The organism is Streptomyces sp. NPDC051173 (assembly GCF_040689515.1).
Taxonomy (GTDB): Bacteria; Actinomycetota; Actinomycetes; order Streptomycetales; family Streptomycetaceae; genus Streptomyces.
The window spans coordinates 240,615-264,743 of record NZ_JBFBBD010000001.1; the positions used below are offsets into that span (position 1 = coordinate 240,615).

Below are 24,129 nucleotides of genomic sequence, written 5' to 3' on the forward strand. Positions count from 1 at the left end.
TGCGGGCCCCGCGGCAGGGGGGCTTTTCGTCGCGATTCCCGGTGCGTGGCACCGCGCGCTTTTATTCTGATCGGGCCGCGTGGTGGGCTGAAGGAGTGAAGCCGAATAACCTCCGCCGGAATTCCGAGTTAGCCAGGGCGCTCCCGTAAGTCGTCGACCAGAGCGAAGGAATAGCGTGATCAAGAAAGTAGTGGCCACCACGGTGCTCGTGGCTTCCGCGGCCGGCGTCTCCACCGCCCCGGCGATGGCGGTGGGCAATGGACACGACGTCTCCAACGCGAACGGCGCGGGCCAGATGTACGGCAACACCTGGACCGGCGGCTATATGAGCCCCCAGATGGGGCTGATCAACGGCTCGCTCAACAAGCCCTGCCTCGGCATCGGCAAGCTCGGCGCCCAGTCGCTCATCGGCCTGCTCAACGTCGGCCTCCAGGACATCCCGATCCTGTCCTCGCAGCAACAGCAGCAGTGCACCGAGAACTCCACGATCCAGGACGGGGACGACCCGCTGTCGCACATCCTCGACGAGATCCCGATCCTGTCCGACAACGGTTCCTGGAACGGTGACCACGAAGGCCATGGCTTCGGCCACGAAGGTCACGGCGGTCACCACGGTCGCTGACCCGGCCAACACCTGAACGAGCCGCCCCCGGGCCGACCCGGGGGCGGCTTTCGGCGCGTACGGGTGCGCGGAGCGGGCACCGCTGTTCCGGGCCGCCCGTGCGACATAATCGCGATCATGCTGCCCGATATGCCCCCGCCCCCTCCGGAAGGGCTGCACCGGCGGCTGTCGCCCGACGTGGTGGCCGCCTGCGCGCCCGCGCCGGTCGTGCTCGCCGGGGCCCACGCCGTGCGCGCGCACGGGCTCGGTGGCCGGCCCGGCCGGGACCTGGAGTTCGTCACCGACGCGCCCCGGCCCATGGACGCGATCGCGGCGGCACTGCGGGCCGGGCTGGAGGAGCGGGGCTGGCGGGTGCGGCCGGTCTCGGCCGGTCCCCTCGCGGCGCGGCTCACCGTGGCCGACCCCACGACCGGCGAGGAGTGCGCCGTCGACCTCCGCAAGGAGACCCTGTGGCGGCCCGCCGTACCCACGGAGTACGGGCCCGTGCCCGCCGTCGAGGACGTCGTGGGCCTGGAGGTGCGCGCCCTGGCCGACCTCGGGCTCGCCCGCAGCCTCGTCGACGTGCGCGCCGCGGCCGCCCGTTGGTCCCCCGTCGAACTGGAGGAGCTCGGCCGCCGCCACGCCCGCGACGCCGACTTCGACCTCACCGACCTCCAGGCCCGCCTCGCCGGGGCCGAATGGATCGACGACGGCGAGTTCACCGCCCAGGGCCTGGACGAGGCCGCTGTCGGCGAACTCCGCCACTGGGCCCAGGCGTGGGCCGACGACATCGCGGAGCGGCTCATGGAGGAAGCGGCGTACGAGGACGAGTGAGACGGTGGCCTGAACTGTCCGTTCGCGGTGGCAGGCGACCTTGTCCGGCCTCCGCGGGGTGCTGAAGGATCTCCCGGGCGAGGGCCGGTGATCGTAGCTGAGCACCGTCATGTCCGGCCCGGGCGATCCGTCGATGTCGCACTCGGAAGGAACGCACTGTGCCGCAGGAGACAACAACCCCCCAGCTGAAGGTCACCGCCGACGAGGTCGGCGACTGGTACGACAAGTTCGGCGAGGTGTACCACCTGACCCTCGGCCAGAGCGTGCACTGCGGCCTGTGGTTCCCGCCGGACGCGCCCGTCCCGCAGAGCCTGGAACTGGCGGCCATGTCGTCGCAGGCGCAGGACCGGTACACCGACTACCTCATCGAGACGCTCGACCCCAAGGAGGGGCAGCGCGTCCTGGACATCGGCTGCGGCACCGGCCGCACCGCCCTCCGGCTGGCACAGCAGCGCGGTGTCTCGGTCACCGGCGTCTCCGTCAGCAAGGAGCAGATCGGGGTCGCCAACCGGCTCGCGGGCGAGCACGGCCTCTCCGGCCGTCTCACCTTCGAGGTCGCCGACGCCATGCGACTCCCTTACGAGGACGAGTCGTTCGACTGCGCGTGGGCGGTGGAGAGCCTCTGCCACATGGACCGCGTCAAGGCCCTCGGCGAGGCCTGGCGGGTCCTGAAGCCCGGTGGCGATCTCATGGTCCTGGAATCGGTCGTCACCGAGGAGCTCACCGAGCCCGAGACCGCGCTCTTCGAGACCGTCTACGCCGCCAACGTCCCGCCCCGCTTAGGGGAGTTCTTCGACATCGTCGGCCGTACGGGCTTCCACACGCTGTCGCTGAAGGACCTGTCGGCGAATCTGGCGATGACGATGAACGTGTTCGCGCTGGGGGTCTACTCCCGGCGGGCGGAGTTCTCGGAGCGGTTCGGAGCGGAGTTCGTGGACGGGCTGATCGCCGGGCTCGGAAGCGCGCAGGAGACCCTCATCCGCAAGACCCGCTTCTTCATGGCGGTGCTCCGCAAGCCGGCGGCGTAATCGGCATAAGTGGCCCGGTGCCCGGCGGAGCCCCGGACCGGGCCGACGGTCCGGGGCTCCGCCGGGCACCTCGCGGGGTGTTCAGCGCCGGTCCGCGGGTCCCGCGTCGCGGTGCACGTGAAGGGTGATGCCGGAGAAGTCCCTGCCCTGGAACACCTCGGCCTGGGTCCCGCCGCTGATGTGGTTGTGCACGTCACCGGCCGACTGCGTCGCCTGCGCCCGCTGCCACCACTCGTCGAGCAGCGCCCGGAACTCGCCGTCCAGGGCTGCCCGGACGCCCAGGGCCGTGGCCAGCGCCTGTGCCCGTACCGGATCGGCCGGGGCACCCTCCAGGGAGGCGAGCTCCGGCTCCCCCGTGCTCACGCCGGGGGCCGCGTCGAGTGTCCCTCCCCGCGCGAACGGGCGCCGCACGAGGGCGGCGAGCCCCTGCCATGCCTGACGGGCGGCTTCCCCGCCCAGCCCTCCGGCCAGTGCGGTGAGGGCCGCCGCCGTGATCGGGTCCATGGATACGCTCCCTGGGTGGTCGTCGGTTGTAGCCACCATAGAAGCGCGCGACCCACCGGACGCGGCTGTTCCGGCGATCCGTCGGCCCGTCAGCACGAGGAGTGGCCCGTAGAGTTGGGGAATGGCCGAGGAGACGCACAACAGCCTGGACGGGCGAGCGGACGTGGTGGTCCAGGCCGGGCGCATCGAAGCGCTGCACCTGCACGGTGCCGTGGCGTCCGACCGGCCGGTGCCCTTCCAGCTGCCGCCCGCGCTCGCGCACTTCGTGAACCGGCAGGCCGAGCAGGAGCGCATCGCGCGGGCCGCCGAGAGCCACGCGGGCGACGGCTCCCCGCTGGTCGTGGCCTTGAGCGGCATCGGTGGGATCGGCAAGACCGCTCTGGGGTTCCACGTGGCCCGCCGGCTCAGCCGGCGCTATCCCGACGGCGTGCTGTACGTCGATCTGGACGATCTGCGCCGGGACGGCGTGGTGGAGGTCGCCGACGCCGTCGCGGAGCTGTCGACCGGCCTGGGCGTCACCGCGGAATGGCTGGAGCGGTCCTTCGCCGGCCGCAAGAAGCAGTACTGGACGCTCACCCGCGACAAGCGGCTCATCGTGATCATCGACAACGCCCGGTACGGCACCGAAGCCGTACCGCTGCTCCCGGCCTCCTCGGGGAGCCTGGTGATCGTGACCAGCCAGGGGGCGCTCTACGACCTCGACGGCACGGCACCGGTCGAGGTGCCCGTGAACCCCCTCGCCCTGGAGGACGCGGCGCGGCTCCTCGCGCACATCGTGGACGACCACCGGCTGCCGGCGGAACCGGACGCGACGGCCGCGCTCGTCCGCGGCTGCGGCGGACTGCCTGCGGCGCTCAAGGTGGCCGGCCAGTGGGTCCGGAAGTACCGCAGACGCAGCCTGTCCCGGCTCGTCGAGGAACTGACCGCGGAGCTGCGCGAGAAGGGCATCCCCATGGTCGAGGCGGTGTGGGACGCGGCGTACGCGGGCCTGGGCCAGGAGGCCGCCCGGCTCTACCGCCTGCTGTCGCTCCATCCCGCGCCGGTCGTCACGGCACCGGCGGCCGCCGCGCTCCTCGGCGCCGGGGAGCAGCGGGCCGTGGACGCGCTGGAGGAGCTGGAGTCGGCGGGCCTGCTGGAGAACAGGCCCGAGGGCTGCCGGATGCACGACCTGCTGAGCGGCCACGCCGACCGCCGCGCGCGCGAGGCCGACCCCGAGGGGGCGGAACGAGACGTGGCACGGCGCGCGTTGATCCGCTGGTACCGCCGCCAGGCCGCGCGGGCGGACCTGACGGCGGCCGGCCCGCGCATGACCCTCGCGGAGCTGCCCGAGGCCGTCGCCGGTGTCCCCGACGCCGAGTTCTCCACCAAGCCGGACGCGCTCAGATGGCTGGAGTCGCGGAGGCTCGCGCTGTACGGCTGCGTCCGGCTGGCCTTCGACAGCGGGCTGTACGAGGACGCGTGGGCGCTGTGCGAGCCGCTGTGGACCCACTTCCTCGACCATCCGCACTACGCGGACGTCACGGACGCCTTCGCGACCGGCGTGGCGGCCGCCGATCGGCTGGAACACCTGCCGGCGATGGTCCGGACGCGCTGCCAGCTGGCCAGGCCGCTGTGGGAGCAGCAGCGGTACGACGAGGCCGCGGAACACCTGAGCCGCGCTCTGAAGGCCGCCGAGGCCCTGGGCGAGTCCGATGAGGAGCGCAGACTGAGGGCTTCGGCAGTGGAGTTCAGCGGTCTGCTGAAGTTCGCCAAGGGTGACCTGGCGGGCGCCGCCGCGGACTTCGAGGCTTCCCGGCGGATCCACACGGCGATAGGGAACGCGTACGGCGTGCTCCTCCAGACGTACCTGCTGGGTCGCACCGCCCTGCGCCAGGGTCAGGTCGGGCGGGCGGTCGGCTCGCTGGAGGAAGCGCACCGGATGGCGCGGGAGCAGCAGCGGGAGCGGATGACCGCCCGCACCGGATTCGAGCTCGGCCGGGCGCTCCGGTGCGCGGGGCGGGCGGCGGAGGCCGAGGGCCTGGCGCGTGCCGCGCTGGAGAGCGCCCGCGAGCGCGGCTCCGCCGTCGACGAGGCGCGCGTGCTGGAGGAGCTCGCGGGGCTGGCCGACGAGCGCGGCGCGGCGGCCGAGGCGGCCGGACACCGGGCCGCGGCACGGGCGTTGGCCGACCGCGCGGGCGGCCTGACCGGCTCCTGACCGGTTCCTGATCGGGCTTCGGTCGGAGCTCGGGCCGGACCCACCAGCGGCGGCACCACGAACATCGCCGCTGTCAGAGCTCGTAGGCGAGGTCCGCCTCGTCGGCCGGGGTCAGGCGCACCCGGACCGTGAGCGGGCCGGTGTCGCAGACGAGCGTCACCGGTGGTGTCCACCGCGGCGTCTCGCCCAGCCAGGCGTGGACCGCCGAGACGACGGCGGCCGGGTCGGCGCGCAGGACGCGTCCGGCGGTCCGGCACGGTTCGATGTGGAGACTGAGCGGACCGGCCGAGCGGTGCCGGACGAGGCACCGCTCCGGGGTGAGGATCGCGGCCGCGGTGCGGCACCCCGGGGCTTCGTCCAGGATCCGCTCGGTCCAACCGGCCGCCGTCCAGGCGCTGTTGTGCGGTGCCGGTGCGGCGTTCCGGGCCCGGCGCCACAGCACCGCCGCGGTCTGCGTGTGGCGCGTGTCCGCCTCCGGGTGTTCGGCGGCCAGATGACGTACGGCCTCGGAGGTGTCCGGGGGGAACCGCTCGACGCCGATCCGGCGCCCGGAGACCTGGGTCCGTACGGCGAAGGCCGCGGGCCGGCGGGGCACGGTGGCCGGGCGGGGGAGCGGGTGCGGGGCCACGGGGACCGCCGGCGGCCGGAGCCTCAGCAGCCGGTAGAGCTCGTCCCGGAGCCGTCGCAGCGACTGGCCCTGCCGGGCGAAGGCGGCGTCCGCGAAACGGCGGGTGTCCCGCGCCTCCGCCGCGCAGAGGGCCGCCGGCAGACCCTCTGTGAGCCTGGGGGCCGACGCCAGCATGGCCGCCATGGGGCTGCCGGGGATCAGCTCGCTCCCGCCGTCGTACGCCCCGACGACCGGGCGGCCGAGGGCGGCCGCGTAGAGGGCGGTGGAACCGTGGTCGGTGACCACGGCGTCGGCCGCGACGAGCAGCGCGGCCCACTCCTCGTGGGGCCTGGCCAGCACCAGACCCGCCGCCAGGGCGGGGGCGAGCCGGCGGGAGAGGTCGAAGGCGCCGGTGCGGCTGTGTTCGTTGGGGTGGAGGATCAGGCCGAGCTGGTAGGCGTCGTGCGGCAGCCGGCCGAGGAGTTCGCGCGGCAGGTCGGGCCGACGGGCCAGCAGCGACTCCGGGCCCCAGGTGGACGTGAGCACGATGAGCCGCCGTTCGCCCGTGCCCAGGGCGGAGCGGTAGCCCTCCCGGTGGGCGAGCGAGCCGAGCAGCCGGTCCAGGGTCGGATCGCCCACCACGGACGCCCGCGCGGCGGCCGCGGGGCAGTGCTCGGTGAGGCGGTCGAGCTGCTCGCCGTGCGCCAGCGCGTGCAGGTCGGCCCAGGGCTCGCCGTCGGCGAGCAGGTAATGGGGGTCCAGGCCGGACGGGAGATGGGGCGAACCCTCTTCCCTGAGCGACTTGTTGAAGCCCGCGCCGTGCGGCATCACCACGCGGGGGCCGGACAGGACCCGCAGCGCGCCCTTCGGACTCGCGGTCAGTATGAGGTCGTGCTTGCGGGCGAGTGCCTGCTCCCAGCCTTCGGTCCGGGCGTCGGACCGCTCCAGGGCGGCGAGGGCGTCCACGTCGAACGCCGACCCCGGTACGAGCGTGAACCGGACGGCGATGCGCCCGTCACCTTCGAAGACGGGGAGCACGTCGAGCAGCCGGTGCAGGGCGCCGGCCGAACGCACGGCGATGAGCACGGTCCGGTCGGGTGTCCGGGTGTCCGGGGGTCCGGGTGTCCGGGTGTCCGGCTGTCCGGGTGTCCGGCTGTCCGGGTGTCCGGCTGTCCGGGTGTCCGGCTGTCCGGGTGTCCGGCTGTCCGGGTGTCCGGCTGTCCGGCTGTCCGGCTGTCCGGCTGTCCGGCTGTCCGGCTGTCCGGCTGTCCGAAAACTGTTGATTCTACCTGAAATGCCGGTCAAGGGACCGTCGTTCCTGCTGGACCGGGCGAAATCGTCGAGGGCCTCCTGCGGCATGCCGCTGATCGTACCGGCGGGGAAACGCGGGCTCCCGGGGCGCCCGACCGCCCGCGCCCGCAAGCCAGGCCCAGACCTTTGAGCTGCGGCTTTGGCGCGAATCGGGGGTGTTACCGTCAGGGGCCTTGAACGCAGGTGAGAACGGGGGCCGCGCGTGGCGAACGCACGGGAGTCGGGGCGGAAGCGGGAAAAGGGAGCGGGGCCCCAGGGCGAGATAGCCCTGGCGAAGGGCGTCGCCTTGGTGGTGGGGCTCTTCGCCACCTGGCATCTGGCCCTGGTGGCCACCGCCGACGGCATGGCTGTGTCGGACGTCGCCTCGACCGTCAAGGCGCTCGCCCTGCACCGGCCGTTGGACGGACTGGGCGAGGACGGCATCCACGCCGCCTCGCCCGCCGTCACCGTCTGCGTCTGGCTCGCCTTCATCGCCGTACCCATCGCCCTGATCACGCTGGCCGTGCGCGCCCGCGCGCGGCGTTCCCGAGGCGCCGGCGGCGAGGGCCTGGCCTCCGCCGTCGAGGCCCGCCACAACCTCGGCGAGGCGCGCGCCCGGGCGGCCGCCGCGCAGACCCGCGCCACCAGCTTCTCCGGCAAGGACGGCCGCTACGACCCCAAGGCCGTCGCCCGCGCCGAACTGCGGGAGTTCGGCTGGCGGATGGGCCGGCAGCTCGGCAGCGGACAGCCGCTCGTCGCCACGCCGGAGGACTCGATCGCGGTCATCGCCCCCTCCGGCGGCGGCAAGTCCCGCAACGTCGTCATCCCCGCCTGCCTCGACGCGCCCGGCCCGCTCGTCGTCACCTCGACACGCGCCGACGTCCTCGACGTCATCGCCCAGCCGCGCTCCCGGCAGGGCAAGGTGTGGGTCTTCGACCCGCTCGACACGGTCGGCTGGCCGGAGCGCATGGTGTGGGACCCGGTGGCCGGCTGCCAGGACGGCGAGACGGCCACGTCGCGCGCGCTGTCCTTCTCCGTCGGCATGGGCGCCGACGACGGCTCCTCCACCAACGCCGGCTTCTTCCAGCAGACGGCCTCCTCGGCGCTGACCCGCCTGCTGCACGCGGCCGCGCTGGAGGGCCGCACCATCGAGCACGTGCTGCGCTGGGCCACCAACCTGGAGAAGGCGAGCGAGCCCCGCGCCATCCTCACCGACCACCCGGGCGCCGAACCCGGCTGGGACGTCCTGCTGCGGTCCGTCTCGACGGGCGCCGACGAGACCGTCGCCTCCACCCGGCAGACCCTCGCCGCGCAGATCGAGCCCCTCGCGCTGCGCAAGGTGCTGCGCTGCGTGACCCCCCAGGAAGGCGTGCCGGTCTTCGACGCGGACCGCTTCGTCGCCTCCCGCGACACGCTCGTCCTCATCAGCGACTCCAACGCCTCGACCAACGTCTCGCCGCTGACCACCATGCTGCTCGGCGAGGTCGTCGACGCGGCCAAGCGCCGCGCGCCCCGGACGCCTTCGGGCCGGCTCGACCCCTTCCTACGCCTGGTGCTGGACGAGGTCGCCAACGTCGCCCCGCTCCCGAAGCTCCCCTCGCTCGCCTCCGACGCGCGCGGCTACGGCATCCACCTCGTCTACGCCCTCCAGTCCCTCGCCCAGGCCGGTCTGCGCTGGGGCGACAAGGAGGCCGCCACGCTCCTCGACAACGCCGCCGCGTCCCTGGTGATGGGCGGCCTCAAGGACATCGAGGCCCTGCGCCGCTTCTCCGAGCTGATCGGCGAGACCGAGCTGGCCGAGCTCTCCACCTCCCGGGACACCCAGCGCCTCTTCGGCCACACCACCTCCGAGGTCAAGCGCGAACGCCGCATCCTGCGCCCCGAGGAGATCCGTCAGCTCCCGCACGGCCAGGCCCTGCTCCTCTTCCGCGGCGCGCCGGGCGTCATCGTCGAGCTGGAGCCGTGGGACCAGAGCCGCGACGGCCGGGCGCTGCGCGCCGGTGAACTGGCGACCCGCGCCGCGCGCATCGGCCCGACGCCGTACGAACAGCAGTAGGAGCACCCCGTGGACGACGCACTGAAGGCCTCGGAGTTCGCCGCCTACCGCGCGGGCCTGGAGGAGCAGATCAAGAAGTTCGCCCTGGGCGTCAAGCGCGAACAGGGCGAGGTCGAGGAGATCCTGGGCGAGATCCTCGACCGCCTGAACGCCCTGGAGGCAGCGGCCTCCGGCGGCTTCGGGGGCTCAGGGGGCTCCGGGAACGGCGGTCACCTCCCGTGGTCGCTGCGGGCCACGGAGCGGGACTGGCGGGACCTCGCCGACTGGCTCGACTGGTTCGGGCGGCACTACGCCCCCCAGCTCCACCTGCGCATCTGGCCCTGCTGGCCGGAGCACGGCGGTGTCGTCGAGGAGCTCGCCGCCCTCCGCGCGGCCTGGTGCGCGGCGGTCGAGGCCGACGCCGACCCGACCCGGAGCGGTTCCGAGCTCGCGTACTGGCATCAGATGTGGCTGTGGCCCACGGTCGAGCGCGTCCGGCAGAACTACATGTTCGGCGAGTGCGAGACGGACCACTCCCCGGACCGCCCCGGCCGTCCCACCGACACGGCCGCCCTCGGCGCCCGCGTTGCCGAGGCGGAGGCCGAGCGCCGCCGCTTGGAGAACGCGCGGTACGCCTTCTTCGCCGAGGTCCCGCAGGGGTGGACCGAGGACCGGCCGGACGGCCTGTGGCGCAGCGCCGACGACAGCTGGGAGTACCTCTCCCTGCTCGACTGGCAGTGGCACGCCGCGGCGGAGCTGCCGGTGCGCCGGGAGATCCTGCGCCCGCTCCCGGCCGAACGCGCCCTGGAGATGGCCGCGGACCGGCAGTCGTGGGTCACGTACTGGGCCCACTTCACCGACGAGGCCGACTGGCGGGCCGGCGCGCCGCCGACCACGGTGGTCCGGCGGCGCCGCAGTCCGGAGCGCATCCTCGACGAGGCGTACGGCCCGGACGGCGCCTGGGAGCCGACCGACGCCGTCCACGACTTCCTCAGCGCCCGGCCCTCCGACCCGCCGCACCTGGTCGGGATCGACGCGGCGGAGGCGGCACGGCTGGCGAACGGGGACACGGAACTGTGAGTACCGACAAGCCGGCCGGTGCCTGGCGGGACGACCGCGCCGACGACGTCCGTCCGCTGGCGCTGACGGCGGAGGAGAACAGCCTCGTCACGGCCCGCTGGGAAAAGGCACGCGCGGCCCACGGCCAACTCGACACCGTCCTGGAGACCTTCGTGGCCCGGTCGGGAGAACCGTACGGCGCCCGGCTGGAAGGAAAGCAGCACCGCCTCAAGGGCCTTCTCGCCTTCCGCCGCCAGGCCGCCGCGCGAAAGCGGCTCCGTGTCGATGTGGGGGCATTCGCCCGCAAGATCAGTGACCTCAATCGCTACACGCTCGTGCTCGCAACCGATCACTACACGGCGGGCGTCCAGCAGGCGTACGCCTTCCTGCACGAGCAGGGCTTCGAGCTCGTACCCGGCTCGGAACGGAACACCTGGGAGGACCCCCTCTACAAGGGATTCCGAGCGGCCTGGCAGCGGCCGGGCGGAGAGCAGCGGTTCGAGATCAGGTTTCACACGGACGCGAGTTATTCGGTCCAGTCGGAGAACCGTCTCCTTTACGATCTCTACCGCTCGGGCCGGGTGCGCGATGCGGCGGAGGACGTGAAGTTCTCGAAAGCGCACGAGCAGGCGGCCGAGTTGGTGCAGAGCGGGCGGTACGGCATGAAGTCGGGAAAGGGAGGTCATTGATGAGTGATCAGTACGAGTATTTCGCGGAAGTCTCCAAGGGCTACACCCTGGAGCGCCCCGACGGACTGTGGCGGCGGTCGGGTGCGGAATGGGAGTACCTGTCTCTGCTGGACTGGCAGTGGCACAACGTCAAGGACACGAACGTCAATTACCCGCCGGTGGCGGAGAAGCTGCACGCCGTCACGGCCGAGCGGGCGGCGGCGCTGGAGGCGGACCGGCAGGGGTGGGTGCGGTACTGGGCCCGGTACACGGACGAGGAGGACTGGCGCACCGGCGAGCCGCCCACGACGGTCGTCAGGCGTCGCCCGAGCCCCGAGAGGGTATACGACGAGGCGTTCAAGATGGACGACTCGTGGGGACCCACCGCCACTGTTCTCGACTTCTTCGACGCTCGGAAATCCGATCCCCCGCACCTCGTGGAGATCAGCCGTGACGACGCGGAACAGCTTCTGCAGGAACTGCGTGGCGTGACGGGGGCCACGGATCTGTGACGGGGGAGTTCGAGGCATGGAGCGGGGAGGGCGGCTCACTCAGCGCTGAGGAGAACCGTGTGGTCACCGAAAGGTGGGAGCGGGCGGCCACAGCTCGCACCCGACTGGACGGCATCATGACGGGGATCCAGCAGAGCACCGCGGAGTCGCACGGCAGCAATCTGGAGGGACTTGAGTATTCCCTCAAGGGGATCGATTCTTTTCGCCGTAAAGCAGCCACCGCGAAGGACGAAGGCGACAGCGTGGCCAAGACGGCGAAGAAGATCAAGGACCTCAACAGGTACACCCTGACCTTCGAGTCCGAGAAGTACACCGAGGGCGTCGAGCGGACGTACGAGGAGCTTCGCGGGCAGGGGTACGAGCCGATCCCCCGATCCGAGAAGAACACCTGGGGCGACCCCGTCTACAAGGGCGTGAACACCTCCTGGCAGAACCCGGCGACGGAAGAGAAGTTCGAGCTCCAGTTCCACACTCCGGAAAGCTTCAAGGCCAAGATGGAGAACCACGAGCTGTACGAAATCTCGCGCGCCGACACCTTCCAGAAGTTCACGGGGAAGAACGAAGAGCTCGCGCGGCAATATCAGGACGCCGCCAACTACCTTCAGAGCAAGCGCTACGACAACGTCCCGATCCCTCCCGGCACGGAGCGGATCGGCGAGCCCCTGATCCGGGACACCCTTGAGCCCCATCGTGACCCCAAGATCGTCGAACATGTCGCCCAGTTGGAAGAAGAGCGCAGGGTCGAGAACGCGACCAAGGCCTCCCCGGCGGCGGCGCAGCAACCCGTGAACGCCCTCGGGGTCGACCTGGGCGAGTCCTTGCAAGCCGACGGCCCCGACCTCCGGAGCAGGCTGGCACCGAAGTCCGAGCCCGCTCGTCGGCCGAATGCCCAGGCCCCCGCGGTCGATCCGCTGCCGACGCAGTCGCGCGGGCGCGGGCCGGCGCTGGCGTAATCGGACGCGCGGGAAGATTTATGGAGGAGGACCACCGGTGTCCGACCAGAGGCAGTACGCGCATTTCGTCAAAGCGGCTCCGCCTTACACGGCGGAACGGCCCTCCAGCCTCTGGCGGCGGTCGGGAGACGACTGGGAATTCCTGTCGCTGCTCGACTGGGGATGGCACACGACCGGTCGCGCGCCCATGCCGGGAGCCCTGTTTCCGGTGACCGCCGAACGCGCCGCCGCGTTGGTGGCCGACCGGCAGGGTTGGGTGCGGTACTGGGCCTTCCACCCGAGTGAGCGCAGGTGGCTGGCCGGGGAGGGACCCTCGACAGTGGTGCGGCGGCGCAGCAGCCCCGAGCGCGTCCACGACGAGACGTTCATGCGTGGGGGCGTGTGGAAACCCGACGGTGCCGTCTCCGACTTCTTCGACGCGCGTCAGACCAACCCCCCGCACTTGGAGGAGCTCACCGCGGAAGGAGCGGAGCGGCTCCTGCGGGAGCTCTTCGGGGTGATGGGGGCCACTGACCTGTGAGCGTGGAGTTCTCGAAAACGCATGAGCAATCCGCCGAGTTGATGCGGAGTGGGCGGTACGGCATGAAGTCCGGAAAGGAAGGTCAATGATGAGCGAGCACTACGAATACTTCGCGGAAGTCCCCGAGGGGTACACCTTGGAGCGCCCGGACGGCCTCTGGCGGCGGTCGGGTGAGGAGTGGGAGTACCTGTCTCTGCTGGACTGGCAGTGGCACGACATCAAGGACACGAACGTCAAATACCCGCCGGTGGCGAAGATTCTGCACGAGGTCACGGCCGAGCGGGCCGCCGAGCTCGAGGCGGACCGGCAGGGATGGGTGCAGTACTGGTCCTACTTCGGCGATGAGGGAGAGTGGCGCGACGGCGAACAGCCGACCACGGTGGTCCGTCGTCGCAGGAGTCCGGAGCGCATTTACGACGAGACGTTCATGCGGAACAACGAGTGGCGGCCTGACAGTGCCGTCTTCGAGTTCTTCGACGCCCGCGCGTCCAGGCCGCCGTACCTGGTCGAGATCGGTGTCGACGAGGCAGAACGACTGCTTCAGGAGATTCGCGGCGTCACGGGGGCAACTGAGCTGTGACTGACTCGGGTGTGGGTGCCTGGCGAGGCTCCAAGGAAAAGTCCGAAGACCACCTGGAACTGTCGGCGGACGAGAACCGGTTGGTGACCTCTCGCTGGGAGGAGGCCAAGGCGTCGCGAGGCCGGCTGGACGGCCTCATGGCCGGTATGGAGGAGCGTTCGGCTTCCTACGGTGGAAAGCTTGAAGGGCTCGACTACTCCCTGAAGGGGCTGGACTCCTTCCGGCGCAAGGTTGCCGTCGCCGTAGGCCGTGGCCGCAAGGCCGAGCGGGAGGTGCAGAAGGTCGACGACCTCAACCGCTACACGCTGACCTTCGACGCGGACACCTACGTCGAGGGCACGAACCAGGCCTACGCGGAGCTGCGGGAGCAGGGATATGAGCCCATCTCCGAGACGAATACCTGGGAAGACCCGGTGTACAAGGGGGTCAACACCGCCTGGCAGCACCCGGAAACCGAGGAGAAGTTCGAGCTCCAGTTCCACACGCCGGAGAGTTTCGAGGCCAAGTCCGAGAACCACGAACTCTATGAACTGACGCGGTCGGGAACGTTCGAGGAGATCAGCGCGGGCGACGAGAAGCTTGCGAAGTCGTACAAAGAAGCCGCGGATCTCCTGCAGAACGAGCGGTACGCGAACGTACGCATCCCGCCGGGCGCCGAAGAACTGCGTGAGCGGGTGATCCGGGCCAAGCTCAACCCTGATGTCGATCGCGAAATCGTCCAGGAGGTCCGGGGCATGGAGGCGGATCTCCGCGCCACCCACGCGGCCGCCGCTGCCCATACCGAGGAGCAGCAACAATCGGTCGTCCTCGGCACAGGCCTGGAGGAATCACTCCAGAAAGAAGGCCCCGGCCTGCGCAACAGATTGGCTACAAAACCCGAGCCCAGGCAACAGTCCCGCACCACCGCACCCGTTGTCGACCCGCTGCCGAATCAGTCCCGGGGCCGTGGTCCGGCGTTGATGTAAGGGGTGCAGGGACGGGTCGGTCCGAATGGGCGTGATGGGCGCCACGCGATCGCGGGGGCGGCGTTCCTGAAACACCCGCCTTGTCGGGAATTCCCGATGCGGAACCGGTAGGAGTTCGCTCACTCCTGGTCACTCATTGGACAAATCAAGCTGTTTGACGATCAGTAATAGGCCCACGTACTGTCCAGGCACTCAGGCCTTGTACGGGGGAAGGGTCACCGAGGTTGAGCACGTTCAAGACGGTCATGCGGCGGATACTGAATCTGCCGGAGCCGAAAGGCGATAAGGGCACGGCAACTCCTATCGCCGACAAGTCCCTGACATCCGCCGCCCCGACGACCCCCACGGCCCCCGCCGCTTCCGTGCCCGCCGGTCTTCAGCAGTGGACCGACGCCGGCGCGCGGCTCCAGGCGCAGATGCCCGGCCCCGGCCGCACCGAGCCGACGGAGGCGGGGGCGGAGGCGGGAGCGAAGAGCACCCCGGACAGCCAGGTGCCCTGGCGGATCGAGGACGAGAAGAGCGGCGCCAAGTTCGCCGTGAAGGTCGGCCGCGGTGTGCTCTGGGGCGTCGTCGCCCTGGCCGTGATCACCGGCGTCCGGTCGTGGATCTGGGCGCCCGCCCCGGCCAAGCCGGCTCCGGCCAAGACCGACAGCGGGCCGCAGTATCCGGTCGAGGAGGCGCAGGCGGTCGCCGCGCGGTTCGCGCGCTCGTATCTGACCTGGGACGAGAGCGACCCGCAGGCGCGGGCCGCCGCTCTCGCGCGGGACATGCCGAGGGGCACCGACACCACCGACGGCTGGAACTCCAAGGGGCACCAGCAGGTGCTCGTCGTCCAGCCGAGCACCGTCTCGGTGCTCGGCGACAAGCGCGCCCGCGTCCGCGTGGACGTCCTCGTGAACACTCCCGACGCCGCCCCTGCCGACAAGGGCGACAAGGGCGACAAGAAGGACGACAGCAAGAAGGACGATCCGAAGAAGGACGCCAAGTCCGCCACGCGGTGGATGGGCCTGGAGGTCCCCGTCGTCCAGGCGTCCGGCCGCGTCGTCGTCACCGGTCAGCCCGGCATCGTCGGCGTGCCGAACAGCGGTCCGTCCGTACCGGCGCCGGACTCCAGGACCAATGACATGGAGTTCGCCGGCAGGACCCGCGATGTGGTCGACGAGTTCTTCTCCAAATACGCCACGGGCGACGCCGAATCGGTCGCCGCGCCCGGCGCCTCCATTCCGGCCCTGCCGTCCGGTATGACGCTCGGCACGATCCGCAACTGGGCCGTGGACGAGGGAAGCGGCACCGACCGCGTCGGCACGGTCGTCGTCGGCTGGAACGTCGGCGGAGCCGAGATCGAGCAGACCTACCGGGTCAAGCTGACGCGTGTGTCGTCCGCCCAGGCCGAGCGCTGGCAGGTCGCCGAGGTGCACGGCGGTCTCACGCCGTAGCCGGGCCGCCCGCCCGTACCACCGAAATCCTTTTCCGCCGGTTCTCCGGCGCTCATCCATTCACCGTTGCCCGTCTCACCATGGGGGAATTCCGATGCAACTCGCGCTGACCAGTGGCGCCGAACTCAAGTCCTGGGTGTTCCTGATCGCGGGGAACATCTTCCTGATCGTCCTCGCGGTCAGGGCCATCGGCCACTACGCGAAGCGTGAATGGGGCGAGCTCCTCGGCCATTTCCTGGCCGGTGTGGTCGTGGCGGGCTTCGTCTTCGCGCCGGACGCCTCGAAGAACATGCTGACCGAGGTCTGGAACAAAGTGGCCGGCTCATGAGGGTGGGGCACACCTTCACCCGCCACTTCGACCTGGAGACGCGGCAGCACGAGCTGCTCGGCATGGACCTCGGCGAGGGCCCGTCCCGCCGGGTCCTGGTGACCGGTGCCGCGATCTACGCGGTCTGGCTGGGTGGACTGCTGCTCGTCTTCGGCTTCCCGTCGAAGTTCCTCTTCACCCTCTACTTCGCGCCGCCCGCGCTCATCACGTTCTACGGCGCGCAGCGCTCGCGGCGTAACGAGCGGCGGTGGAACCTCACCCAGTGGGCGCTGGCCTTCCGGTATCTGACGGTGGGTCACCGGCCGGTCGTCAACGGCGGCCGCCGCGCGGCGGACCGCAGCGAGTGGCTCCCGCTCAGGGCCCGGCTGGGCGAGCGGACGGACGAGCTCCTGGCCCTCCCGGGCATGGGTGTGTTCGAGGGCGTCCTCGGGGGCGAGGAGCCCAAGCCGACGGCCGGCCGCCAGGCGAAGCTGGACGCCAGGCCCCGGCTCTACGGCCCGGACCACGTCTATCGCGCGCGGATGCGCGGCCTCTCCGGCAAGGAGCGCAAGGCCGCCGAGCAGGCGGCGGCGCGGCAGCAGGCGCAGAGCGCGGCCCAGCAGGCATGGACGGGCAGTGCGGCGCACCGGCCCGGCCCGAATGGCATGTAAAGGTAGCCGACATTGAAGTTGTTCAAGGGCATCGCCCGTTTTCTCGGCGTCGAGGGTGACCGTTCCGCCCCGCCGCCCCGCTATGTCGCCCTCGCGGACGGCCTGGTCGTCACCGAGACGCACGCCGAGGCGTGGTTCGTCCTCTCGGGCTCCAACACGGACCTGATGTCGGAGAGCGCCCGGGACGCCGAGCACGACCAGGCGAGCAGCGCGCTGGCCCGTACGCTCTCCGGCCACGACTGCCACCTGAAGGTGCTGTGGGCGCCGCTGAACGCCGCCGAGTACCGGAACGAGGCGGACACCCTCTTCTCGGCGGGCGACTACGCGGAATGGGCCGACATCCGTGTCGACCGCCTCGACGACCTGGAGCTGCCGACCCGGCTGCTGCTGCTCGGCGTGCGCATCTCCGAGCGCTCCACGCAGGCCAAGGCCCGGGGCAGCAGGGGCGCGCAGGACGCCCTGGGCATCGGCTCGACCTCCGTCTCCCAGAAGGAGATCGCCCGCCTCGACGCGCTCACCCGGCGCCTGGGCCGGCAGCTGGAGACGACGCCGTGGAAGGCGCAGCCGGCCACGGTCGAGATGCTGGCCTGGATGGTCGCCCGTGAACAGCGCCGCGGCACCCCGCTGCCGACGCCGGGCGGCGACGGCCTCATATCCGGCGCCAAGCTGGCCCAGCTCACCCGCGGCCGCGTCCTGCCCTACCCCGACCACCTGCGCTTCGTCGACCAGCACGGCGAGACGACGTCCTGGACCGCGATCCTCACCATGGACGGCTTCCCGGAGGAGATGGAGTCCCCGGGCGCGGGCGAGTGGCTGCGGACCGTCGCGGAGATCACCTACGTACCCGAGTACGCCGACGACGACCACGACGCCGACATCCAGGTCAAGCCGGTCAACCCCGAGCCCTCCGTCCGCTTCAAGGTCCTGCACAAGCGGGACGCCCTGAAGGCGATCGACGAGGTGCGCAGGCTCGCCAAGGAGCAGCGGCAGAGCGCCGCCAAGCACTCCGCCGGCGAGACCGCGCAGGAGATCGAGGAGACCGAGGAGACGATGACAGGGCTCTCGCGCGACATGAAGCGCGAGGACGTCACGTTGATGGAGGACCACCCCCGCCTGATCGTCAGCAGTGACATCTCGCTGGACGACCTGCGCGCCCGCTGCGACGCCGTCATCGGCCACTACGGCGGCCTGGGCATCGAGGTCAGCGTCGCCGCGGAGGAACAGCGCGAACTGTGGCTGGAGTCCCAGCCCGGCGACATGCTGCGGGTGCCCGACCTGGTGCACACGCGCACGGTCGGCGCCTTCGCCGGCTCCTGGTTCTGGGGCGGCGCGTCGGTCGGTGACGACACCGGACCGGCGATCGGCTATCTGACCGGCTCGACGCCCGGTGTCGTGCGCAACGACCTGACCGGTGGTTCCGAGCGCGGTGACGCCACGACCACGGCGTTCATCGGACGCAGTGGCCGCGGCAAGACGACCGCGATGATGCTGTCGCTGCTGGACTCCGGCTTCCGCGGCTCGTTCGTGCTGGCGCTGGACTTCAAGGGCGACATGGGCGGCCTCGTGTCGGCCGGGCAGCGCTTCGGGCTCAACGCCCATCTGATCCAGACCGGGGCGCAGTTCGCGGGCGTCGCCGACCTCTTCACCCTGCTGTCCGGCGAGAGCGCCGAGCGCGCGCAGACCGAGGTCCCGGCGCAGCTCGGCATCGCCCTGCCGCAGCACCTGCGCATGCGCGGCGCGGAGACCCCGATCCAGAGCGCGGTCAACGAGACCATCGCCGCGGGCGACCCGGCGACCTGGAAGGTCATCGAGCGGCTGCGGCGGTCCGAGGACGAGCTGTCGCGCGAGGCGGGCAACGCGCTGTACGAGCTGTCGCTGACCGGCCTCGGCGCACCCTTCATGGGCAGGCCGGACGGCTCGGCGCTGCTCACGCCCTCGCCGGGCATCTGGGTCGTGCAGGTGCCCGGCATCACCCTGCCGGCCCCCGACGACGACCGCGACGACTGGTCGGTCCACCAGCGGCTCTCGGTCGCCCTCGTCCACTCGCTGCTCGCGTACGGCATCAGCATGGCCGGCCGGAAGGACCTGCGCGGCCTGCGCAAGGTCGTCGCGGTGCCGGAGGTGCACGTCCTGACGGCGACCCGGGAGGGCAGCTCGTTCCTCCAGTACATCGCCCGTGTCGGCCGCGCGCTGCACACCGCCCTGGTCGTCGACACCCAGGACCCGGAGTCGCTGGCCGGCCTCACCGGCCTGGTCGAGCAGATGACGACCGTCTTCGGCTTCCAGCTCACGACGGCGGAACAGCAGGACGCCATGGCGGCCCTGCTCGACCTGCCGAAGGGCGACCACACGCGCCAGCTCATCCAGGCGATCGGCGTCGACGTGACGCAGGAGATCCGGCACGGCCACTGCATCATGCGCGACCGCCGCTTCAACAGCGCGACGGTGCAGTTCGACGTGCCGTCGCTGGAGGTGCTGGAGCTGCTGAGCACGACGCCGAAGACGACCGGCGTCGGAGCGGGGCCTGTGCCGATGAGCAAGCCCGAGCCTCAGGAGGCAAGCGCGTGAAGCGGATGACAGCGGCGGCCGCGGTGGTGGCGTCGGTCCTGGTGGTGACGGGGTGCTCGTCGTCCTCGGACAGCAAGGGCGGCCGGACCGGGGGCAACCCGGGTGTCAGCAAGGAGGAGCGCGCCCGGGCGGACGCGGAGGCCCGGGAACGGGCGAAGGACGAGGCGGCCATGAAGGACGCCGCCGTGCGGTACACGAAGGCGAGCGTCACCGACGACGTACGGACGATGTGCGGCCTGATGACCCCGAACAAGCAGGGGGACGGGGGGCTCGAAGGCTGTGTGAAGGACTTCCAGTACCGGGACGGTGAGAAGCCCGGTTCCGTCGGCACCGTGACCACCGAGGGCGGGTCGCTGTCCGTGGGGCCGATCGGGAACCACCCCGAGGGGACGGGTCTGATGCTCACGGAGAAGAAGGCCGACGGTGCGCGGGCCTCCTACTACCGGTGGGCCGTGCGCATGGTCAAGAACGACGGCACGTGGCTGGTCGACCAGTTCACGCACATGCGTGACGAAGACATGTCGGCCGCCAGTCCTGTCCGCAGCGCCCTGATGAGGTCCTCGGGATGAGGATTCCCCGCTTCCGGAACCTCGCGATACCCCTCCTCGGTGCGCTCACCACGCTGATGGTGACCGCCGGGGCCGCGGCGGCCGATGACAAGAAGTACGACAAATACAAGCCGGCGGGCATCGGCGACCTCCTGCGCACCCCCAGCATCGGGCAGGGCGGCGGCCACACCCTCTACGAGCAGTTCGGCGCCGCGCTCTACTACCGGCTGGACAGCGAGCTGGGCTGGAAGGACATCGGCTGGTCGATGCTCAACGGCATGGCCGAACTCTTCATGGGGCTGACGGTCTTCGTCACCCAGTCGGCCGTGGTCGCCGTCCAGTGGACGATGGACCTCACCAAGGTCCAGGACATCCACGACGCGATCATCAAGTCCATATCCGGCGCGGCCGGAACGGTCTCCGCGACCTTGCTGCCCTCGGCCCTGGCCGTGGGCGCCATGGTGGCCTGGGCCAACCACCGGAAGGCGAGCGGCAGCGGGCTCAGCCAGCTCGGCTGGGTGGCGGCCTCGGGAATTCTGGCGGTGTCGCTGATATCGACCCCCCAGGTATGGGTCGACGGCATCGACAGCGTGCGCGAAGTCGGTGCCAGCATCGCCGCGGAGGCCACCAGCGCCGGCATGGACCGCGACGTGAAGGAGCCCTTCGAGGTCAAGGGGGACGCGAACCTCGGACAGACGGAGGACGACGGCAAGCCGAAGACAGACCCCAACGAGCAGAAGAAAGCCGAGGAGTCGAAGAAGAACAAGCTGGTCCGCAAGTCCTCCGACGCGATCTGGCGCTCGTACGTCGTCACTCCCTGGTGCATCGCCGAATTCGGCAACCTCAACACCTGCAAGCAGTACGGTGAGGAAACCCTCAGGCGAACGGACAAGAAGCCGGACGACGACGATTTCGACGACGCCCGCAAGGAGTACCTGAGTAAAGACCTCAGCGACAGTGACGTCGGCGTACCGGCCATGAAGTGGCGGCAGGGCAAGAACGCCGGCCGCGTCACGGTCGCGATCGCCGCCTTCATCTGCGCCGTGCTCTTCGCCGTGCTCGCCATCGCCCTGGCCTTCGCCTCTCTCGCCTCGCTGATCGGCGCGTTGATGCTGCTGCTCGCGGGGGTGGTCTTCGCCTGTCTGTGGGTGATCCCCGGCAGACCTCGGCAGTGGGGCATGCGCTGGTTCGACGCCCTTCTGGGCTTCGCCATGCAGTCGTTCGTGAGCACGATGGTGCTGGGCGTGGTCCTGGTCCTGAACACCGTCAGCATCACGATGCTGGGCACGTACGGCTACTTCGCCTCCGCCGGTGTCAGCATCACCAGCGCGATCGTGGCGTTCAAGTTCCGTTCCGTGATGGAGAGCATCGTCGGTGTCTCGGGCTCGCTGACCCCCGGTGGTTCGGCGCTGGGCATGGCGATGGGACGCGGGGCCAGCCGCATGGCCGGAAGGGCCACCGGCTGGACGGCCGGGAAGGCCGCGCGCGGTACCGGCTGGGCCGGCAAGCAAGCGGGCAAGGCCGCGGCCACGGGTGCGCGCAAGGGCGCGAAGGCCTTCGACGAGAAGGTCTCCCACGTCGGCAAGGCCATGGCCATGAGCTCATGGGCCGCCACCAACAGCACCGTTCCGCTCGGCGTGCGCGGAGGCGCCAAGTCCAAGGACGGATCGGATCGATCGGGCGCGGACGAGCGGGCCATGGGTTCGGACGGCCCGCGCGCTTCCGGCGGAGTGACCCGCGCGGGCGCGTACCGCAAGGGTGCGGGCACGGCCGTGGACCTGCCGGAGCGTCGCACCACCACCGTGGCAAGCATGCAATCCAAGTCCGCGACGGTGGCTGCTCATCGGGGTCGGGCTCGCACCCAGAGCACCCAGAACACCGAGAAGAGCCAGAACAGCCAGAGCGCCCGGAACGGCTCCGCGCAGGCGGGACAGGCGAAGTCCGCGAGCAGCCGCCGCAACCCGTCGTCCTCGAAGCCCGGCAACGGCCAGGACGTCCATACCTTCCGCCAGGGACCGAAGCTGAGCCAGGCGTCCCGGCAGCAGCGCATCAATGGCCTCCGCAGGGAGCAGACCACCGCGCAGCGGACCGGCTCCTCGGGCGGGAAGAAGCGTCCGCCCTCCTCCGGCGGTTCCACCGCGGCCCGTACCCCGGCCCCCAACCGCCGTCGCGGAAGGAACAAGTGAGCCCAGTGAGCAAGGACAAGGGGCCCCGGAACCCGGCCGAGTGGCGGGAGTTGCTCAAGACCCCGTACGAGTACCCGGAGGAGATCGAGACGGCGCCCAAGCGGTCCCTGCGCCGCCGGGCCCGCAAGGTCTACCGGAAGGGCCAGAAGGTGGAGCTCAAGCGCCGCCTGGCGGAGGAGCGGCGCCGGGAGCCGGTCACCGCGGGCGGCGCCATCCTGGTGATCGCCGGGTTCCTGGCCCTCGGGGCGGCCGCCACCCACTGGTGGCCGAGCCACGACGCGCCGGCGCGGGTCGTACAGCCGGGAGCCGAGGCTTCCCCGGAGGAGGCGCGGCCGGGGGAGATGCGCTGGAGACAGGGCAGCGGCCCTTCTCCGGCCACGTCCCCCTCCGACTCCGCCAAGCCGGACCTCAGCAAGCCGGAGAAGACGGCGGAGGACTGGGCGCGTGCCTACTGGGCCCGTAACCCGCCGGTGGACAAGACCCACAAGGCGGCGGTGCGTCGCGCGGCGCCGTGGATGACCTCCGCTCTGCGGGACAACCTCGAGCAGTTCGACGACAAGGCGTGGGGCGAACTGGTCTCCAACGGGGGCGTGTCCACGGTGGACAAGGTCACCGTAGGACCCGCCGACGACGACCGGGTGCGCCAGCAGGCGGACACCCCCACGCGCGTGTGGCGCAAGGTGACCGTGGACACCACGGTCGCGGGCTACCGCAAGTACACCGAGACCAAGGTCTTGCTGACCGAGATCATGCGCGGCGAGGACGGCTGGCGCGTGGGCAGGATCCTGGGGGTCTGAGTCGTTGGACGGACGTGAGGCCCTCGCCCTGGCGGCGGGGGGAGCCCGACGTGCCCTGATGGTCAAGCTGGGCCTGCCGATCGCGGCCCTGTTCATGGCCTTCCTGATCCTGTTCGGCGCGCTCGGCGGCCTCGGCGGCAGTGGCGGCGCGTACGCCATGGGCTGCGGCAAGCCCGGACAGCCCGCCGACGACGGTCCGTCGGGCAACGGCAGCAAAGGGGACGCGACGGGCGGGGCGAGCAAGGACCTGCGCGCTCGCCAGGTGGCGAACGCGAAGACCATCGATCAGGTCGCCAAGGACGGGAAGCTGCCCGGCCGGGCCACGCTCATCGCGCTGATGACGGCGCTCGCCGAGTCGGAGCTGGACAACATCAGCTACGGGGACCGGGACTCCCTCGGTCTCTTCCAGCAACGGCCCTCGTCGGGCTGGGGCACGAGAGAGCAGATCCTGGATCCCAAGTACGCGGCCCACATGTTCTTCTTCGGCGGTGACAGCGGCGACCCGCCGGGGCTCGACGACGTCCCGTGGGAGAACCTCTCGCTGAACGACGCCGCGCAGAAGGTGCAGCGGTCCGGTTTCGCCGACGCCTACGGGCCGAAGGAGACCCAGGCCCGCAGCATCGCCAAGGAAGCCGGCATCGACCTGGAGCGCTCGGGCGAGAACCACCCCGGTAAGAAGGGCAAGACCGGCGACAGCGGATCGAGCGGCAAGCCCGCGGACAGCGGCAAGGGCAGCAAGGACCCCGACGAGCCGACGGACAACTGCGACACATCCGGTTCGGGTACGAGCCAGCCCGGCAGCCCGGGGGAGCCGTTCCACGACGGCAAGTCGTCCTGGCCTCCCAAGGTCGTCAACCGCCGCTCCACCGAAGACGCCATCAAGTGGGCGCGCGCCGAAGCGGACAGCCACCGTTCCGGCTGGTACCAGAGGTGCCTGGCCTTCACCTCGATCGCGTACGGCTGGAACTCCTCCGGCACCAACTACGCCATCGACCACTACCAGGTCGAGATGCCCAAGGACATGCGTCACGACGGCGACCGCAACCCGCCGCCGGGCGCGCTGATGTTCTGGGACACCGGGCACCGCGCCGGCCACGTCGCGATCTACGTCGGGGACGGCAAGATCGCGTCCAACGACATCGGGGCGATAGGCGAGATATCCATCGTCCCCGCCACCGACATCGAGACGAAGTGGGGCGCGAAGTACCTGGGCTGGTCACCCCCCTACTACCCCAACGCGGGATGACCCGGGTGATGATGGTGCGG

Annotated in this window: 22 protein-coding genes; 20 read left to right on the forward strand and 2 right to left on the reverse strand. The window is 71.0% G+C overall.

Annotated elements, in window-relative coordinates:
* The first annotated feature begins 175 nt into the window (after positions 1-175).
* The 3 genes from AB0435_RS01115 to AB0435_RS01125 all read left to right on the forward strand — a co-directional run bounded on the left by AB0435_RS01115 (position 176) and on the right by AB0435_RS01125 (position 2,463).
* A complete protein-coding gene (locus AB0435_RS01115; RefSeq protein WP_366002049.1) occupies positions 176-622 on the forward strand; it encodes a rodlin in 447 nt (148 codons plus the stop codon).
* Positions 623-739: 117 nt separating this feature from the next.
* Positions 740-1,435, forward strand: a complete 696-nt coding sequence (locus AB0435_RS01120; protein WP_366002048.1) for a hypothetical protein — start codon at positions 740-742, stop codon at positions 1,433-1,435.
* A gap of 158 nt (positions 1,436-1,593) precedes the next feature.
* Positions 1,594-2,463, forward strand: coding sequence for a methyltransferase domain-containing protein (locus tag AB0435_RS01125; protein WP_366002047.1), 870 nt, complete (start codon positions 1,594-1,596; stop codon positions 2,461-2,463).
* An 81-nt stretch (positions 2,464-2,544) separates the two neighbouring features.
* Here the strand turns inward: AB0435_RS01125 and AB0435_RS01130 are convergent, their stop codons facing one another.
* On the reverse strand, positions 2,545-2,967 hold the full coding sequence (locus tag AB0435_RS01130; RefSeq protein ID WP_366425880.1) for a hypothetical protein: 423 nt from the start codon (positions 2,965-2,967) through the stop codon (positions 2,545-2,547).
* A 121-nt stretch (positions 2,968-3,088) separates the two neighbouring features.
* On the opposite strand from AB0435_RS01130, the gene AB0435_RS01135 reads away from it, so the two are divergent.
* On the forward strand, positions 3,089-5,161 hold the full coding sequence (locus tag AB0435_RS01135) for an NB-ARC domain-containing protein (RefSeq protein ID WP_366425881.1): 2,073 nt from the start codon (positions 3,089-3,091) through the stop codon (positions 5,159-5,161).
* A 73-nt stretch (positions 5,162-5,234) separates the two neighbouring features.
* Here the strand turns inward: AB0435_RS01135 and AB0435_RS01140 are convergent, their stop codons facing one another.
* Positions 5,235-6,854, reverse strand: coding sequence for a translation initiation factor 2 (locus AB0435_RS01140; protein ID WP_366425882.1), 1,620 nt, complete (start codon positions 6,852-6,854; stop codon positions 5,235-5,237).
* A 427-nt stretch (positions 6,855-7,281) separates the two neighbouring features.
* Between AB0435_RS01140 and AB0435_RS01145 the strand changes: the two genes are divergently transcribed.
* The 16 genes from AB0435_RS01145 (at position 7,282) to AB0435_RS01220 (ending at position 24,109) form a co-directional block, all read left to right on the forward strand.
* Complete coding sequence (locus tag AB0435_RS01145; RefSeq protein WP_366002043.1) at positions 7,282-9,114, forward strand: type IV secretory system conjugative DNA transfer family protein; 1,833 nt, start codon at positions 7,282-7,284, stop codon at positions 9,112-9,114.
* A gap of 9 nt (positions 9,115-9,123) precedes the next feature.
* Positions 9,124-10,173 carry a hypothetical protein gene (locus tag AB0435_RS01150; protein WP_366425883.1) on the forward strand — a complete coding sequence of 350 codons (1,050 nt, stop codon included), beginning with the start codon at positions 9,124-9,126 and terminating at the stop codon, positions 10,171-10,173.
* Positions 10,170-10,841 (forward strand): hypothetical protein, encoded by a 672-nt coding sequence (locus tag AB0435_RS01155; protein ID WP_366425884.1) that lies wholly within the window; start codon positions 10,170-10,172, stop codon positions 10,839-10,841. The genes AB0435_RS01150 and AB0435_RS01155 overlap by 4 nt, the downstream gene beginning before the upstream one ends.
* Positions 10,841-11,332, forward strand: a complete 492-nt coding sequence (locus AB0435_RS01160) for a hypothetical protein (RefSeq protein ID WP_366002040.1) — start codon at positions 10,841-10,843, stop codon at positions 11,330-11,332. The genes AB0435_RS01155 and AB0435_RS01160 overlap by 1 nt, the downstream gene beginning before the upstream one ends.
* A gap of 59 nt (positions 11,333-11,391) precedes the next feature.
* Positions 11,392-12,285 (forward strand): hypothetical protein, encoded by an 894-nt coding sequence (locus tag AB0435_RS01165; RefSeq protein ID WP_366002039.1) that lies wholly within the window; start codon positions 11,392-11,394, stop codon positions 12,283-12,285.
* A 37-nt stretch (positions 12,286-12,322) separates the two neighbouring features.
* A complete protein-coding gene (locus AB0435_RS01170; RefSeq protein WP_366002038.1) occupies positions 12,323-12,805 on the forward strand; it encodes a hypothetical protein in 483 nt (160 codons plus the stop codon).
* An 88-nt stretch (positions 12,806-12,893) separates the two neighbouring features.
* The gene (locus AB0435_RS01175; RefSeq protein ID WP_366002037.1) at positions 12,894-13,385 is read left to right on the forward strand and encodes a hypothetical protein; all 492 of its coding nucleotides are present in this window, start codon (positions 12,894-12,896) and stop codon (positions 13,383-13,385) included.
* On the forward strand, positions 13,382-14,350 hold the full coding sequence (locus AB0435_RS01180; RefSeq protein WP_366002036.1) for a hypothetical protein: 969 nt from the start codon (positions 13,382-13,384) through the stop codon (positions 14,348-14,350). Before AB0435_RS01175 ends, AB0435_RS01180 begins: the two co-directional genes overlap by 4 nt.
* Before the next feature lie 224 nt (positions 14,351-14,574).
* Complete coding sequence (locus AB0435_RS01185) at positions 14,575-15,786, forward strand: conjugal transfer protein (RefSeq protein WP_366425885.1); 1,212 nt, start codon at positions 14,575-14,577, stop codon at positions 15,784-15,786.
* Between the two features lie 94 nt (positions 15,787-15,880).
* A complete protein-coding gene (locus tag AB0435_RS01190) occupies positions 15,881-16,114 on the forward strand; it encodes a TcpD family membrane protein (protein ID WP_301886368.1) in 234 nt (77 codons plus the stop codon).
* Positions 16,111-16,764 (forward strand): hypothetical protein, encoded by a 654-nt coding sequence (locus tag AB0435_RS01195; protein ID WP_366425886.1) that lies wholly within the window; start codon positions 16,111-16,113, stop codon positions 16,762-16,764. Before AB0435_RS01190 ends, AB0435_RS01195 begins: the two co-directional genes overlap by 4 nt.
* A 12-nt stretch (positions 16,765-16,776) precedes the next feature.
* Entirely contained in the window at positions 16,777-19,332 is a 2,556-nt protein-coding gene (locus AB0435_RS01200) for an ATP-binding protein (RefSeq protein WP_366425887.1), read from the forward strand.
* Entirely contained in the window at positions 19,329-19,901 is a 573-nt protein-coding gene (locus AB0435_RS01205) for a hypothetical protein (protein WP_366002032.1), read from the forward strand. The genes AB0435_RS01200 and AB0435_RS01205 overlap by 4 nt, the downstream gene beginning before the upstream one ends.
* On the forward strand, positions 19,898-22,066 hold the full coding sequence (locus tag AB0435_RS01210) for a hypothetical protein (protein WP_366425888.1): 2,169 nt from the start codon (positions 19,898-19,900) through the stop codon (positions 22,064-22,066). The genes AB0435_RS01205 and AB0435_RS01210 overlap by 4 nt, the downstream gene beginning before the upstream one ends.
* A gap of 5 nt (positions 22,067-22,071) precedes the next feature.
* On the forward strand, positions 22,072-22,863 hold the full coding sequence (locus AB0435_RS01215) for a hypothetical protein (protein ID WP_366002030.1): 792 nt from the start codon (positions 22,072-22,074) through the stop codon (positions 22,861-22,863).
* A gap of 4 nt (positions 22,864-22,867) precedes the next feature.
* Positions 22,868-24,109: a peptidase M23 gene (locus tag AB0435_RS01220; RefSeq protein ID WP_366425889.1), complete on the forward strand. Its 1,242-nt coding sequence runs from the start codon at positions 22,868-22,870 to the stop codon at positions 24,107-24,109.
* Positions 24,110-24,129 lie beyond the last annotated feature (20 nt).